Source organism: Fimbriimonadaceae bacterium (assembly GCA_023957775.1).
Classification (GTDB): domain Bacteria; phylum Armatimonadota; class Fimbriimonadia; order Fimbriimonadales; family Fimbriimonadaceae; genus JAMLGR01.
Window position 1 is genome coordinate 23,461 of the sequence record JAMLGR010000009.1, and the last position, 13,948, is coordinate 37,408.

Genomic DNA, 13,948 nt, shown 5'->3' on the forward strand with positions numbered 1-13,948 from the left:
GCGGCATGGCATATTTGGATCCTCTGTTGAAAGCTCTGGACTCGGCCCATTGGGAGATGAGCGAGGCGTTCAAGGGCCTGCCTGACACCGACGTCTGGCGCCGTCCCGATCCCCGGTTGCTGAGCGTCGGCGAGTTGGCCGCCCATGTGGCGTTCGGAGAGGCCCAGACCTTCCTCGGTGACACGGAGGTCGAAAGCCCGCTCCTCGTTCCGGACGCGGCTTACTACACCGCCAACGTCGGCCAGCCATTCACCGTGCCTTTGGGCGCCGACGCGCTCTACCAAGAGGTTCAGCGGATCCACGAACGGTGCAAGGCCGCCTTTGCAGACCATCCGCACGACTCCGAAGAGCCTTGCCCTAACCGCGAGGGTTGGACGTGGGGCTATGCAGTCGAGTACCAGGCGTTCCACGTGGCGTACCATGTCGGTCAGATGTTTTCCGTCCGGCACCTTCTGGGGCACGAGACGCCGGACAACTGAGAACCCATGGGCAGCAAGAAACCCAAGCCGGCATCCGAGGCGGTCGAGACCCGAGTGCCGGAGGACCTCGCGGACGCGCTCGCGGCGGCGCCCGCAGCCGTGGCGGCGTGGCACAGCCTCACGCCCATCGCCCAGCGCGATTTCATTAGCTGGATCAACGAGGCCAAGCAGGCAACAACGCGCCAGCGCCGCATCGAAAGGTGCTGCGAGAACCTCGCGGCCGGCAAGCGGCGCCCGTGCTGCTACGCCGTGGTGCCAATGGACCTCTACAAGGCCCTCGGAAGCAACCCCGCGGCCAAGGCGACGTGGGGCGGTCTCGACTCCGCCGAGCGCCGCGACATCACGGATTGGATCGAGCAGGCCGAGGACCGAGAGGCGCGGAAGGAGCGGATCGGACGCGTCTGCGCGATGCTTGCCGACGGTGAATTCCGCGGCCCAAAAAGCTCGAACGGCTGATCGACTGGCCGACCTCGGCACCTCTGGTCGCCGGTAGAGGGCCTCCGGTCCTCATCCACGCGAACGCAATAGCCGGAGGCCGTTTCCGACCACCAGGAGGCTCCCGCCCATGTCCGCGAAGACGGCCATCCAAAGGGTCGCGACGCCGAACAAAGCCAACGCGAAAAACACAACCTTGATTCCCAGGGCGATGGCGACGTTCTGCGACAAGATCCCGACCGCCCTTCGGCTCAGCAGAATGAACTCGGGCACCTTGCGCAGATCGTCCTGCATCAGCGCCACGTCCGCCGTCTCCTGCGCGGTGTCGGTCCCCGCCGCGCCCATCGCGAACCCGATCTCCGCCTTGGCCAGGGCGGGCGCGTCGTTCACGCCGTCGCCGATCATTCCCACGTGCCCGCCCTCTCGTTGCAGCTTCTCGATGTGCGCCAGCTTCTCCTCGGGCGAGAGCTCGGCGCGGACGTCGTCGATGCCCGCCTTCTCGGCGATCGTGCGCGCGGTGGCCTCGTTGTCGCCTGTGAGCATGAGCGTTCGAAGGCCGAGCCGGTGCAGCCCCTGGATGGCCTCCACGCTCGTTTCGCGCAACGTGTCCGACACCCCGAAGACGGCCAGCGCTTCGACGTCGTCGGTCAAGACCACGGCCGTTTTGCCCTGCGCCTGCAAGGCGTAGAGCACTTCGTGGACGTGGTCGCAGCAGACGCCGTTCTCCTCGGCCAGTTTGTGGTTGCCGACGAAGTAGCCTTGGCCGGCGATCTTGCCCGCCACCCCTTTGCCGAAGAGCGAGCGGAACCCCTCCACGGGCAACAAGGCCCCGTCCCAGCGCTCACGAATCGCCTTGGCGATCGGGTGATCGGTCAGCGCGTCCAGGCTTGCCGCAATCTGAAGGGCATGGTCGTCCTCGTGATCGTGGAGAGGCTGGAAGTCGGTGACCTTGGGCCTTCCCTCGGTGAGCGTACCGGTCTTGTCGAGGGCGATGATCTTCAGCTTTCGACCGTTCTCGAGGTGGACGCCTCCCTTGATCAGGATGCCCCGGCGCGCCGCCGAGGCGAGGCCGCTGACAACCGTGACGGGAGTCGAGATCACCAGCGCACAGGGGCACGCAATGACGAGCAGTACGAGCGCCCGGTAGAGCCACGGCACAAACGGCTCGGCGAAGAACAGGGGTGGAAGGCCGGCGACGAGCACCGCCAGAGCCACGACCGATGGCGTGTAGACGCGCGCGAAACTGTCCACGAACCGCTGGCTTGGCGCACGCGACGCTTGGGCTTCCTGGACCGTCTTGATGATCCGGTCCAGGGTCGTGTTTCCCAAGTTGGCGGTCACGTGGAACTCCAGCACTCCGTCGTGGTTGATCGTGCCCGCGAACAACGGGTCGCCCGCAGTCTTCTCGACCGGCACGCTCTCGCCGGTGATGGGCGCCTGGTCCACGGTGCTTTGGCCCTCCACCACTTCGCCATCGAAGGGGATGCGGTCCCCGGGCCGCACCCGTACGATCGCGCCCTGCTCGACCGTCGCCGTTTCGGTTTCCACCCACTCTCCCGAGCCGCTCTTGACGAACGCCCGGTCCGGCGCCATCGCCATCAGGCCGCGGATCGCGTTGCGGGCCCGGTCGAGCGAGTAGCCCTCGATCAGCTCCGCGATCTCGAAGAGCACGATGACCATCGCCGCCTCGGGCCACTCGCCGATCGCCATCGCGCCGACCGTGGCCACGGCCATGAGGAAGTTGATGTTGAGCGTCAGCGTCCGCAGCGCGACGAGGCCTTTGCGAAAGGCCTTGAGGCCTCCGAGCAGCACGGCGGAGACCGCAAGGGCGATCACGAGGGGCGAGTGCTCGGTTTGCAGCGCGTAGGTCGCGATCTCGCTCCCGAGGGCGAGCCCGAGCGCGATTCCGACCCTCCACTTCTCGCCGAGACCGCCCTTGTCGGGAATCTGCTCGGAGGGCTTCTCGGGCAGGGCTTCGTTCGGCTTCATGCCGATTCCCTTGAGCATGGCGACGAGCGGCTTCGCGTCCGGGAAGCGGTGGGCGACCGTGAGGCGCCGGTTCATGAGGTCGAACTCCAAGCTCTCGACCTCGGCCACGCCTTTGAACCGGTTGCGGATGATCTGCTCCTCGGTGGGGCAGTCCATGGCGTCGATGGTGAAGGTGTTGACGTTGCTCATGGATGCCGTTTGCTGACTCCGCGGCCAAAGGGCCGCTCCTCCCGTTCCCCCGATCATATCAGGAGTCCGGCTCACGGCAGGCCCGACGGTGCGGGCGGGCCCGCGCTCCCCATGCGTCGAGTCCTCGGTTTACGACACGTAGCGCGTGATCAAATCCGTCACGTACCACTCGTCTCCCACCTTTCGGAGAACGACCTCGACACCCTCGCCATTGAGCCCGCCCGAATAGCGGCTGATCATCGTATGGGCCGTCTTGCCGTCCGCGGAAATCTCCAGCCAGTCCGCGTCCTTCGCGACCTCCTGGTCGAAGTCCCGGATGACTGGACCGAAGGCGATGCTGTTCACCCCGCCTCCATACATCGACCCGAGGGACCCCTCCCGACGCCCCACGGCCCACAGGAGGGGCTCCGGGTAACCGGCCATTTCGAAGGGTTCGACGTGGTCGACCGAGATCACCGCGGGGACGCCCCAATCGTTCTCGAAGAACTGAGCGGCCACCGCCGCAGCCACGATCTTCTCCCGATCGCCAAGGGCTCGAGGAGCGGCGTTCGGACAGGGGTCGACGTCGTCCCGCAGGCCGTCCTTGTCCGTGTCCAGTGATTTTGGGTCGGTGCCGAGGCGCGCTTCGACGAGGTCGGTCAACCCATCGGCATCGGCATCCTTTCGCACTTCCGGGTCTTCGGGAAACATCTTGATCCACTCGGTGGCCACCAGCTTCGCCATCGGGATCTTCCGGTACTCCTTGGGAGCTTCCTTGTCCCACGTGCGGCCGTCGTAGAATCCGAGGAAAAGGGCTTCTCCGTACTTCGAACCGATCTTCTCGGCCATGTAGTAATCCGAGTAGTTACCGAGAGCGCCCGATTGGAAAAGCACCCACGTCCGGCCCTTGGAGTCCTTGGCTTCTTTCGGCTTGGAGCGGCGGGTAGTCGCGCCGGGATCGACGCGAGTCTGCCACCTCGGCCGCGGCCCTGGCTTCGGCATCGCGTTTCGAACCGCCGCCACCCCGGCGTCTCCGCCCGTGCCGGCGAGGTGGACAAACGCGGCTCTTCGCCATGCGGAAGGGGCCTTGGGATCGTTGAGGGCCTCGATGAGGAACTTCACCGCGTCCGGATGGCTGGACTTGGCGATCGCTTCGAGAGACGAGCTGCCGCGCTCGGGCTGCTTCTCCTTCCTGATCTGCTCCAGGAAGAAAGGTGCCGCGAGATCGACGTCGCAATGCTCCATCAGGAGCGGGACGAGGACTCGCTCTCGCCACCACTCGGACTCGACCTGCCTGATCGTGTTGAGAAGAAGAGCCGTATCCGCCTTGGTCAGCATCTTGTCCAACCTTCGGCCCGAATCGCCCTCCAAGAGCCCATACAGGGTTTGGCCCCGATCGCGTGGATCGGAGTCCCGTTTCTCCTCCAAAGCCTCGTACTCCTTCGCCCATTGCGCATAGCGGATCAGCAGCGGCTTGATCGCTTCGCGGGCGAGAGGAATCAGGAGGTCGCGTTCGCGGTTGTCCAGGAGTTCGAAGTCCCGCACCAATCGCTGGGCGAGCTGCTCCCGTTCGCCGGGGTCCGTTGGAATTTGGATCATCTTGCCCGGGGAGTATCCGAGTAGCCGATCGCCTTGCGACACGATCCAGCGGTCCTGATGAGCGATGTCGGGGCGGTCGAGGTTGGCCGTCCACAGCCGTTGGCCGGTGACGGAAAGGGCGGTCAGGTGCTCGCCACCCGCATAGAACGTTTTTCCGTCCTCGCTCACCGAGCCCTCGTCGTTGCCACCGGAGTAGTCGGGCGCGCCGGACACGCGCCAAAGGTCGCGCCCCGTCTTCCAGTCCCGTGCGACATAGTCCGTATTCACTTTGAGGAGGCAGACCTCTCCAGATAAAACGGCCCAGTCGGCCCCGCCAAGACCCCAGACCTTGCGCCCCGTTCGAGCATCGAACACCCCGTCGTTCTGACCATGAAGAAGGAGGAGTCCCTTCGACAGGACCATGGGATAAAGACCGGCATATTGGTCGCGGAGCTCCCACAGCTTCTTGCGACTCTTCGTGTCGAGGGCGACCCATTTTTCGCCGTAGAGCGCCGCCGCGAGGATGTCGCCCGACACCGCCAACCGCCCTGGCATTCGCGACGCCTTCTCCGTCAGCTTGAGCGTCGTCATGGGAGCGAGTTTCGGGGTTAGGAGGTGCAATGTCGTGCCGGACAAGGCGTAGATCGTGTCGCCGTCGACGGTGAGCGCATCCACAGCCGGCATGGCGCGGCTGGCGAGCTGGGCTCCGCTCTTCAAGTCCAGCACGATCACCGACGCTATCTTCTCGTCGCCTTGGGAGAGGACGATGAAGTTTGGCCCGAGGTGGGCCGCCGGGAGGGAGGGAAACCGCTTCTCCCAGAGCGATTTGCCATCGACCTCGCGCACGGCTCCCACGAGGCGAGGCGTGGTGTAGTAGCACACCCCGTTTCGACTGCCGAGGATTGATGTCCCGTAACCGGTGGGCAAGGTCCAGTTGCGGACCATCGGCGACGCTTGGATCAGGGCCAGGCTCAAAGACAAAGCGACGAGCATCGTTGCTATCCCTCCCAGAGGGTTGACGCTTGACGCGATGGCGTTGGTTCCTATGGATGCGCTCCTTGATATATGCGTGCGCACGCATGGTATATTGTTTCCATGGATCATCGATCACCGAGCAGCTTTGCCGCGCTCTTCGACCTCGTCGGCGAACTGGCGCGCCTGCGGCTTCAGGCCGGCGAGCGGGCTTTCGCGACGCTTGGGCTCAACCACACGGAGGCGCGGCTGCTGTCCTTGTTGCAGGGGCACGGCGGGGAGGCGAGTCAGGACGTGCTTTCGGGGATGCTGACGATCGATCGGAGCAATGCCGGGCGGGCGTTGAAGTCGCTCGAGGGCAAGGGTTGCGTGGCGCGTCGCGCTGGCAAGGAGGATGCTCGTACGCGCGCGGTGCGGATCACCGCGAAGGGGCGTCGCACGGCCGCCCAGATTGCGAAACTGCGCTCCAAGATGGCCGAGGGCTTCTTCGGCGACCTCCCCGACGACCAGGCGGCCGTGATCGTCGGCCTCCTCCAGAGCGCGATGGGGCTCGGAGGTGGGCGGTGAGTCGAGGTTCGACGCGGGGGGCGCTGGCGGGACTGTCGCTGTCGATGCTCTTGTGCTCGATGAACACGAGCATCGCCAACGCGGGGCTGCCCGCACTGGCGAGCGCGTTGGGGGCGTCGTTCGCTCAGGTCCAGTGGATCGTGCTTGCGTACCTTCTGGCGATCACGGCTCTGATCGTGGGCGCGGGGCGTCTTGGGGACGTGCTGGGGCGCCGACGGCTGTTGCTTGCGGGGGTCTCGCTGTTCACGCTCGCGTCGGTCCTTTGCGGACTGGCTCCCTCGCTGGGCGCCTTGGTCGCAGGCCGCGCGGCCCAGGGCCTCGGTGCGGCCCTGATGATGGCCCTCACGGTGGCGTTCGTCGGCGATACGGTGCCGCAGGGGCGCACGGGCAGCGCGATGGGACTGTTGGGCACCCTTTCTGCGGTCGGCACGGCGCTCGGCCCGTCCTTGGGCGGGTTGCTCCTCGCGAACTTGGGTTGGCGGGCCTTGTTTCTGGTGAACGTGCCGCTTGGGGTGGTGGCGCTCGCGCTTGCGTGGAGGCACCTTCCCGCCGATCCCAAGCCGTCGGATTCGGGCAAGGGGTCGTTCGACGTGTTGGGCACGGCGCTTCTGGCCGGCGTCTTATCCGCCTACGCGTTGGCTCTGACCACCGCCCGTGGGTCGTTTGGGCTGCTCAACGCCGTGCTGCTCGTGGTCGCCCTGGCTGGGGCGGCGCTGTTCGTACGGATGCAGGCGCGGGTGCGCTCGCCCCTGCTCGAGTGGGGCATGCTGCGCGACCCGGTGCTTGGCGGCAGTCTCACGGCGAGCGGGCTCGTGTCGACGGTGATGATGTCCACGCTGGTGGTCGGCCCGTTCTATCTGGCGCGCACCCTGTCGCTGGGCGACGCGATGGTGGGGATCGTGCTGACGGTCGGCCCTCTCGTCGCCGCGCTGGCAGGCGTGCCCGCGGGCCGTTTGACCGACCGTCTCGGCGCCCAGCGCGTGTCCGGGGTGGGGCTGGCGGCAATGGCCGGAGGGGCTCTCCTCCTGGTCGTCGCGCCCACCGCGCTGGGCGTTCCCGGCTACGCGGGCCCCCTCGCGCTGCTCACCGCCGGGTACGCCTTGTTCCAGACCGCCAACAACACCGTGGTGATGGTCGGCATCCCCCCGGACAGGCGCGGCGTGGTGTCGGCCATCCTGAGCCTGTCCCGAAACCTGGGCCTCATCACCGGTGCGTCCCTGATGGGCGCGGTGTTCGCCAGGGCGTCCGGCGCCGCCGAAGTGACCCTCGCCCCCGCAGCGTCCGTGGCCACCGGCATGCGCGTCACCTACGCGTTCGCCGCGTTGCTGATCGTCGCGGCGTGGGCCGTCCTGGGGAGGGCCCGCGCGGTTTCGCCGCAGCGTGTGGGTGGTTGCCCAGCGTAACTGGCGACTTCGGTGCAGGGGTCCGTGCCCAAGAATGCCCGCGGGTTGCTTCTCATGGACCGCGGTGCCTTCAAACGCGCACAGCTAGAATAGAGGCAAGGGTGGTTTGGACGGTTGGGGAAGGCACCGAAGAACACGGAGTATCAGTGGTTGAGCGAACCCCGCTGGCACCTTTGGGAGGGTGGATTCCTTCTCGTCGGTCGCGCCCAAGGCGTCGTACCCGCGCACGCGCACCACGCGATCCAGATCGTGGTCGCGCTCGATGGCAGGGTCGCGATCCGCGGCGAGGACAACCGTTGGCGCCAAGGAAGCGGAGTCATCGTGCAACCCAATGTGATCCACTCGTTCGATTGCAGCGGCGCGATGGGTGCGATGCTCTTCGTGGACCCAGAGTCGAGCGAAGGAAGGTGGCTGCGTCAAGCGCTGGATGAGGAGATTGCGATCGTGCCGGAGGTTCGTCTCGCCTCGTGCATCGCCGAGTTGCGCGCGACCATCGAACGGCCGTTCGAGGGTTTGGAGATCGGGGAGGCGATCCGGCGCTGCGTGCATGCCCTGAGCCCTGGCGCTCCCCCGTCGAGAAAGCCGGATCAGAGGATCTCCACCGTTCTCGGCACGATCCGCGAGCGTGACGATCTTCGCTTGTCCCTCGAGGAGGCCGCGCAGTTGGCCTTCCTATCCCCCAGCCGTTTCGCACACTTGTTCAAGGAGCAGATCGGGCTGCCGTACAGCCGCTACATGCTGTGGCGTAAGTTGACGCGGGCAATGGTGGCCATCGCGTCGGAGCGAACCATCTCGGCCGCCGCGCACGCCGCCGACTTCGCCGACGCGGCTCACATGACCCGGACTTTCCATCAGATGGTGGGCATGGCTCCCTCGATCTTGATGCGCGGCAAGTTCGCGGAGATTCCCTCTCCCTTTGTTGAGTCCAGCGACGGGGACGAACAGCGAGGGCGATCTGTTGCTACGAAGCAGCCCCCATGCTGATGACGACATTGCCGGTCTTGCGGCCGGTGTCCACGTACGCGTGCGCCTCTGCCATTTGCTCAATCGGATAGGTTCGATCGATGGGCACTCGGTACGCGCCTGACTCGACAACCTGCGCTAGATCACGGAGGTCGTCATGGGTCCATGGCGCGGGACCGGCAACCACCTTGTGTCTGCTGGTGAACGCCGCAAGGGCAGCCTGGACCATGTCTGGCAACGTCGCCGATACGAGGAGCAAGACGCCACGATCCTTCAACGATGCTTTGGCCCGCAGATAGGACAGCGTTCCGGACGTGTCGAGGATCGCGTCGTAGGTCTCTCCGCTTTGCCTGAAGTCCGCTTTCGTGGAGTCGATCACCCGATCGGCGCCCAGGGAGGCCACGAACTCCACGTTCTTTGACCTGCACACGGCGGTTACATGGGCTCCAAGGTGCTTCGCCAGCATTACTGCTGCCGAGCCGACCGCTCCGGACGCGCCAACGATGAGGACTTTGCTGCCCTTCCGGATGCCACCCCGCTTGAGGAAGGCGAGTGCCGTCGTGCCGCTCGATGCCAAGGCGGCGGCTTCTTGGAAGGAGAGACTCGCGGGCTTGACGATCACGGCACCGTCTTGCGAGATGGCTTTGAGTGCGGTGTGGCATCCCAGCCGCGCGCCCGTGTAGACGATGACCTCGTCGCCGACTCTGAACTTGGACACGTCCTTGCCAATGGCAACGACGACCCCCGAAAGCTCCGAGCCCAGAATCGGTTGTCTCGGTTTCGTGAGGCCCATGACTAGGCGTCCGATTAGCCCGAAGCCCGTGGGCATTCTGAGGGCGCGCACTCGGCAGTCGCCTGTGGTCACTGAGGTCGCGCAGGTTCGGACGAGGAGTTCGGAATCCGCGAGCGTCGGTGCCTCGGCTTTGCGAAGCTCAAGGACATTGGGAGGGCCGTAGCGCGGGCAATAAACGGTAGTCATCTTGGTCTCTTGGGTGTGGTCTTGGGGTTGACGCCGCGCATCGCATCGATTCTCTCCCCAGGCGGGGAGCCCGGAGGCGACCATTGCGCGGCGTCCAAGACGTGATCTACTTGTCGCCGCACTTGCAGACGGGGGAGCAGGTGCATGCATCGCCACATTGGCAGCCGGTCGCCTGGCCGACGACGTTCGCCTCCTGGCAGCCACAGGTGCAGGACGCACCGGGGCAAGGGGAGCAGTTACAGATGTTCGAGTTGGTTGACATGGGAATCTCCGATTTGATGGATTTGTTGGATCGCGCCAACAAGAGAAAGTATCGCCTCGAGGTCACCCTTCGGGATTGGATGAAGCGGCTGCTTTCCTTGAACAAATCGGCTACCCGAGGCCGCGGGGGTGATCACCTCTTGCGCTTGGAGTCGTGAGACCCGGGCTGCATGACCGCTGAAAGTTCCTAGACCCGTATGGGCCAACCGAGGTGTCACCCATGTGTCCGGAACAAACTGTAACCCATGTGTCCGGAACGGACCCACTAAATCGGTGGTGGGCGGTACAGGACTTGAACCTGTGACCCCTACAGTGTCATGGGAGTTCTGGCAGGTTCAAACTGCGGTCTCCGAGTCTGCAGTCGTCTCAGGACGTCTCACACCGTCTCCTCCAACTGAGAGACATTTGAGTGACGGTTAATGCTCTACCCGTTGCCGACGCCATCCCGAGAACAGTCTACAATCAGGCATGAAGTACACGGTGATCCTCCTCCAAGAGCCCGACGGCGGGTTTGTGGCGCGGGTGCCGGCCTTGCCGGGATGTGTGAGCCAAGGGGACACGCGAGACGAGGCGCTCCTCAACATCCGCGAGGCTGCCGAGGCCTACGTCGAGGATTGCCTTGCCGCCGGCGAGACCGTTCCGCTCGAGGCCGAGCAGGCGACCATCGAGTTGACGGCAAGCGCCTGATGGCGAAGCTGCCCACCGATGTGAGCGGCGCATCCCTCCGGAAGGCCCTTGAGAAAGTCGGCTTTGAGTCCAGCGACAGAGAGGCAGCCACATGGTGATGCGCCGCTCCGATCCGCCGACGCGTGTCGTCGTTCCCGATCACCGCGTCTTGAGGCCGGGAACTCTGCGCCAGATCCTCGCCGATGCTGGACTCACGGTCGAACAGTTGCAAAGTCTCTTGTGATCGCGTCGAGAATACTTCGTCGCGCGCGGTGAACTCTTAGGCCAGCACGGTGGTGCACTCTTCGATCAGCGCCGACACGACCTCACGCCGGTCGAGCAGCTGGACAAGGCTCCACCCATTTGAAGTCAGCGGCTTGTCCAGAGTTCCGGCAAAGAATACAGGGAGCCGCCGGATCAGGTCTTCCCGTCCAAGCTGGACGAGGACACCGCACTAAGGGTCTATCCTATGGGTCCGGAACGGTTTGTCACCTATGTGTCCGGAACGGACCCTAAATCGGTGGTGGGCGGTACAGGACTTGAACCTGTGACCCCTACAGTGTCATTGTCGGTTCGTCAGGTTCCCGGATTCGAAGGCGATGCACCGGGAAGCGCCTCTAGGAACGTGGTGGTACCTCCCGACGCACCGATAGGGTTAGCGAATAGGGTTAGCGATTCCACTTGGGATCGCAGCATGAATGACTACTACCCAGGAGACATGCCTCGGGAAGCCAGATCAAGCATCCTGGTCCGAGGCGATCTCTGGGAACGGCGGGGAGGCGAGGAGGGCGGGCAGTTGGATGCTGACGACGTCCCACACGATCTCCGGATCCGTGCCCAGGTAGTCGTGGACCAAGCGGTCTCGGAGACCGGTCATGGCTCGCCACGGCAGGTGTGGCAGCGCAGCCCGGTCTGCTGCGCTCACCCGCTTGGCGGCCTCGCCGACGATCTGTAGGCACCGGATCACCGCGTCGACGCTCTTCTCATCCTCCAGGAACCTTTCCCTGGAAAGGCCGTGCACATGCCGGACGGCCCGTTCAGCCGCCTCCTTGATGTCGGCGAGGAGGTCGTCCCGCTCACGCGACACGGACTCCCTCCTTGGCGATGCGCGACCGCAGACGCGTCCGCACAGCCGTAGCGGTCACCAGGTCCACGGGCCTGCCGAGCGCGGCTTCCAGACCGTCGGCAAGGTCCAAGAACACCTCGTACGTCGGTGGGCGCGCGAAACGCACCATCAGGTCGACGTCGCTCTCCTCCGTCGCCTCCCCCCTGGCGACGGACCCGAAGAGCACGATCTCCTCGACTCCGTACCGCATCTGGAACTCGTGGCGGTGCGGCTCTAGTTTTTCGGCAACGCTCTCAGGGGTCATCGCTCCTGATTGTAGATTGAAGCAGGAGCTGGGCGAACCTCGAAAGGCCTGGCCTAGCCAAAGAGGGGCCGGACGCGATGGCGTATGATGCCTGGGCGCGTGGTGGATTTCCTCTGGGGCACCGTGGTGCAGTTTTCGGTCAGCACCGACACCCGGTCTCTCAGTAGGTCTCTCTCATCGGAAAAACAAAGATGGTCGCTTTGAACCTAGAAGTGGTGGGCAGTACAGGACTTGAACCTGTGACCCCTACAAGTGTCATTGTTGGCTAGCCAGGTTCGCGAGTTCGACCAAGGTGCACCTCGGGGCACCTCACGGAACCTGGGGACACCTCACGGCGCACCGATAGGGTTAGCGAATAGGGCTAGCAGTTCGCCTCCGGTCTGCGCCGAGCCAGAGCGCGAGATTTCCAGGGAACCACTGCCCACGGCGCTACAATGAAGCGATGGTAAGCCTCGATGATGCGACGCGGCAGGCTCTGGAGGCACTTTGCGAGAAGTATGCCGTGCGGCGGCTGAAGATCTTCGGATCTGCTGCGCGGGCGGACTTCGACGCCGAGCGAAGCGATTTGGACTTCCTAGTGGAGTTTGGGCCGCCCCCGGTGGGGATGCGCCTCGGCGTTCAGTTCTTTGGGCTGCACGATGAGCTCGAGGGCCTCTTCGACCGTCCCGTCGACCTTCTCGAAGAGAGCGCCATCGAGAACTCGAGGCTCCGGCGTAGCGCCCAGTCGGGTGCGGTGACGCTGTATGCATCGTGAGGCGGGCAAGTGGCTCGAGGATATCCTCCGCGAGGGAGGCAACGCACTCGAGTTTCTCGAAGACAAGTCCGAGGCGGACTACCTGGAGGACGAGGGGCTTCGGGCGATGGTGAGCGGCGCATCCCTGCGCAAGGTCCTTGAGAAGGTCGGTTTTGAGTTCCAGCGGCAAAGGGGCAGCCACGTGGTAATGCGTCGCGCCGATCCACCGTCGCGTGGAAGGCGTCTGCTTTGCAGTTCAACCCGACGATCCAGGTCCGTTCTGACGTGATATCACGTCATGATAGACGTACATGAGCATTCTCTCGCCCCTCAAAATCTTCGGCACTCGGAGGCGTACCCAGGTGCTCCTCCTCATTCACCTCCTCGAGGAAACGCACGCCTCGGAGATCGCCAAGCTCCTTGGCGCAACCCTCAAGACGGTCCAACGCATCGTCTCAGCCCTGGAGGAGGAGGGAGTTGTAAGTGGGCGCACGGTTGGGCGCGAGCGCCGCGTGCGACTCGATGACCGCTACTTCGCGGGGCCGGAGCTCAAGCAACTCCTTTCGGCGCTCGCCCGCCGGGACAATGAAACCGCAGCAGCAGCCGAATCGCTTCGCCGGCGACCACGTAAGCGGGGCAAACAGATTTGACGGCGATTCAGATCGAATCCGAGGACGACCTGCGAACGATCGCGTTCAAGGTCTGCACCGTCCTTGAGCAGTTCGGGGTCACCGCGGTTCTCACCGGAGGAAGCGCGGCAACGATCTACGCACCCGACGTCTACCAATCGCGCGACGCCGACTTTATTGTCTACGTGGTCAAACGGGCGGCCGACTTTCGCGCGGCAATCGCCACTCTGGGGTTCACCGAGCAGGGAGGAACCTACGTCCATCCGGCGGTTCCAACCACCCTTGACTTCCCCGGCGAGGACATCCGCATCGGGAGCGAGTTGGTGGAGCGGTACGCGACTATGAAGGAGGCGGGCTCCGTCCTTCACATACTCACACCGACCGATTGCGTACGGGATAGGCTCGCGAGCTTCTTCTGGTACCGCGATCGGTCGGCGCTGGCCGCCGCCAGGGGCGTGGCGCAAGCCCGGCCGTCGGATGTGGATCTCGCTGAGATAGGAGACTGGGCGGCTCGACACGGAGAGACTGGGAAGTTTCAGGAGTTCATCCAGAGTTTGGACGATGTCCACTAGAAGACGCCCGCAATCGCTACGAGCTGTCAAGGTGCAACCTATGTGTCCAGAACAACCTGTCGCCCCTGTGTCCGGAACGGACCACCTGCAAAATGGTGGGCGGTACAGGACTTGAACCTGTGACCCCTACAGTGTCATTGTAGTGCTCTACCAGCTGAGCTAACCGCCCGGAGGACGCCTGAGT

General features: G+C 64.6%; 15 protein-coding genes and 1 tRNA gene. 10 read left to right on the forward strand and 6 right to left on the reverse strand.

Annotated elements, in window-relative coordinates; all coding sequences use genetic code 11:
• Positions 1–5: 5 nt before the first annotated feature.
• Entirely contained in the window at positions 6–479 is a 474-nt protein-coding gene (locus tag M9921_09065) for a DinB family protein (GenBank protein ID MCO5296995.1), read from the forward strand.
• 6 nt (positions 480–485) lie between these two features.
• Positions 486–935 (forward strand): YdeI/OmpD-associated family protein, encoded by a 450-nt coding sequence (locus M9921_09070; protein MCO5296996.1) that lies wholly within the window; start codon positions 486–488, stop codon positions 933–935.
• Between the two features lie 51 nt (positions 936–986).
• On the opposite strand, the gene M9921_09075 is transcribed toward M9921_09070, so the two are convergent.
• Positions 987–3,092, reverse strand: a complete 2,106-nt coding sequence (locus M9921_09075; protein ID MCO5296997.1) for a heavy metal translocating P-type ATPase — start codon at positions 3,090–3,092, stop codon at positions 987–989.
• Between the two features lie 129 nt (positions 3,093–3,221).
• A complete protein-coding gene (locus tag M9921_09080; GenBank protein ID MCO5296998.1) occupies positions 3,222–5,642 on the reverse strand; it encodes a PQQ-like beta-propeller repeat protein in 2,421 nt (806 codons plus the stop codon).
• Positions 5,643–5,744: 102 nt separating this feature from the next.
• Between M9921_09080 and M9921_09085 the strand changes: the two genes are divergently transcribed.
• The 3 genes from M9921_09085 (at position 5,745) to M9921_09095 (ending at position 8,575) form a co-directional block, all read left to right on the forward strand.
• Complete coding sequence (locus M9921_09085) at positions 5,745–6,188, forward strand: MarR family transcriptional regulator (GenBank protein MCO5296999.1); 444 nt, start codon at positions 5,745–5,747, stop codon at positions 6,186–6,188.
• On the forward strand, positions 6,185–7,591 hold the full coding sequence (locus M9921_09090) for an MFS transporter (GenBank protein MCO5297000.1): 1,407 nt from the start codon (positions 6,185–6,187) through the stop codon (positions 7,589–7,591). Before M9921_09085 ends, M9921_09090 begins: the two co-directional genes overlap by 4 nt.
• Before the next feature lie 150 nt (positions 7,592–7,741).
• Positions 7,742–8,575, forward strand: a complete 834-nt coding sequence (locus M9921_09095) for a helix-turn-helix domain-containing protein (protein ID MCO5297001.1) — start codon at positions 7,742–7,744, stop codon at positions 8,573–8,575.
• On the opposite strand, the gene M9921_09100 is transcribed toward M9921_09095, so the two are convergent.
• Complete coding sequence (locus M9921_09100; GenBank protein ID MCO5297002.1) at positions 8,553–9,272, reverse strand: NAD(P)-dependent alcohol dehydrogenase; 720 nt, start codon at positions 9,270–9,272, stop codon at positions 8,553–8,555. The genes M9921_09095 and M9921_09100 overlap by 23 nt on opposite strands.
• A 990-nt stretch (positions 9,273–10,262) precedes the next feature.
• Here M9921_09100 and M9921_09105 point away from each other — a divergent pair.
• The gene (locus tag M9921_09105) at positions 10,263–10,481 is read left to right on the forward strand and encodes a type II toxin-antitoxin system HicB family antitoxin (protein ID MCO5297003.1); all 219 of its coding nucleotides are present in this window, start codon (positions 10,263–10,265) and stop codon (positions 10,479–10,481) included.
• A gap of 715 nt (positions 10,482–11,196) precedes the next feature.
• Here M9921_09105 and M9921_09110 read toward each other — a convergent pair.
• Positions 11,197–11,547, reverse strand: coding sequence for a DUF86 domain-containing protein (locus M9921_09110; protein MCO5297004.1), 351 nt, complete (start codon positions 11,545–11,547; stop codon positions 11,197–11,199).
• Entirely contained in the window at positions 11,537–11,830 is a 294-nt protein-coding gene (locus M9921_09115) for a nucleotidyltransferase family protein (protein MCO5297005.1), read from the reverse strand. Before M9921_09115 ends, M9921_09110 begins: the two co-directional genes overlap by 11 nt.
• 442 nt (positions 11,831–12,272) lie before the next feature.
• Between M9921_09115 and M9921_09120 the strand changes: the two genes are divergently transcribed.
• From M9921_09120 to M9921_09135, 4 genes are read left to right on the forward strand one after another with little or no spacing between them, the layout of a single operon-like run.
• Positions 12,273–12,584, forward strand: coding sequence for a nucleotidyltransferase domain-containing protein (locus tag M9921_09120; GenBank protein MCO5297006.1), 312 nt, complete (start codon positions 12,273–12,275; stop codon positions 12,582–12,584).
• Positions 12,574–12,852, forward strand: a complete 279-nt coding sequence (locus M9921_09125; GenBank protein MCO5297007.1) for a type II toxin-antitoxin system HicA family toxin — start codon at positions 12,574–12,576, stop codon at positions 12,850–12,852. Before M9921_09120 ends, M9921_09125 begins: the two co-directional genes overlap by 11 nt.
• Positions 12,853–12,874: 22 nt before the next feature.
• Positions 12,875–13,213 (forward strand): winged helix-turn-helix domain-containing protein, encoded by a 339-nt coding sequence (locus M9921_09130; protein MCO5297008.1) that lies wholly within the window; start codon positions 12,875–12,877, stop codon positions 13,211–13,213.
• Complete coding sequence (locus M9921_09135) at positions 13,210–13,764, forward strand: hypothetical protein (GenBank protein MCO5297009.1); 555 nt, start codon at positions 13,210–13,212, stop codon at positions 13,762–13,764. The genes M9921_09130 and M9921_09135 overlap by 4 nt, the downstream gene beginning before the upstream one ends.
• 93 nt (positions 13,765–13,857) lie before the next feature.
• On the opposite strand, the gene M9921_09140 is transcribed toward M9921_09135, so the two are convergent.
• Positions 13,858–13,933 (reverse strand) — tRNA-Val (locus tag M9921_09140).
• Between the last annotated feature and the right edge of the window lie 15 nt (positions 13,934–13,948).

Excerpts from the sequence above, each read along its gene's own strand:
- M9921_09065 (MCO5296995.1), top strand. The coding sequence starts at position 6 with ATGGCATATTTGGATCCTCTGTTGAAAGCTCTGGACTCGGCCCATTGG.
- M9921_09070 (MCO5296996.1), top strand. The coding sequence starts at position 486 with ATGGGCAGCAAGAAACCCAAGCCGGCATCCGAGGCGGTCGAGACCCGA.
- M9921_09075 (MCO5296997.1), bottom strand. The coding sequence starts at position 3,092 with ATGAGCAACGTCAACACCTTCACCATCGACGCCATGGACTGCCCCACC.
- M9921_09080 (MCO5296998.1), bottom strand. The coding sequence starts at position 5,642 with ATGCTCGTCGCTTTGTCTTTGAGCCTGGCCCTGATCCAAGCGTCGCCG.
- M9921_09085 (MCO5296999.1), top strand. The coding sequence starts at position 5,745 with ATGGATCATCGATCACCGAGCAGCTTTGCCGCGCTCTTCGACCTCGTC.
- M9921_09105 (MCO5297003.1), top strand. The coding sequence starts at position 10,263 with ATGAAGTACACGGTGATCCTCCTCCAAGAGCCCGACGGCGGGTTTGTG.
- M9921_09115 (MCO5297005.1), bottom strand. The coding sequence starts at position 11,830 with ATGACCCCTGAGAGCGTTGCCGAAAAACTAGAGCCGCACCGCCACGAG.
- M9921_09120 (MCO5297006.1), top strand. The coding sequence starts at position 12,273 with ATGGTAAGCCTCGATGATGCGACGCGGCAGGCTCTGGAGGCACTTTGC.
- M9921_09125 (MCO5297007.1), top strand. The coding sequence starts at position 12,574 with ATGCATCGTGAGGCGGGCAAGTGGCTCGAGGATATCCTCCGCGAGGGA.
- M9921_09130 (MCO5297008.1), top strand. The coding sequence starts at position 12,875 with ATGAGCATTCTCTCGCCCCTCAAAATCTTCGGCACTCGGAGGCGTACC.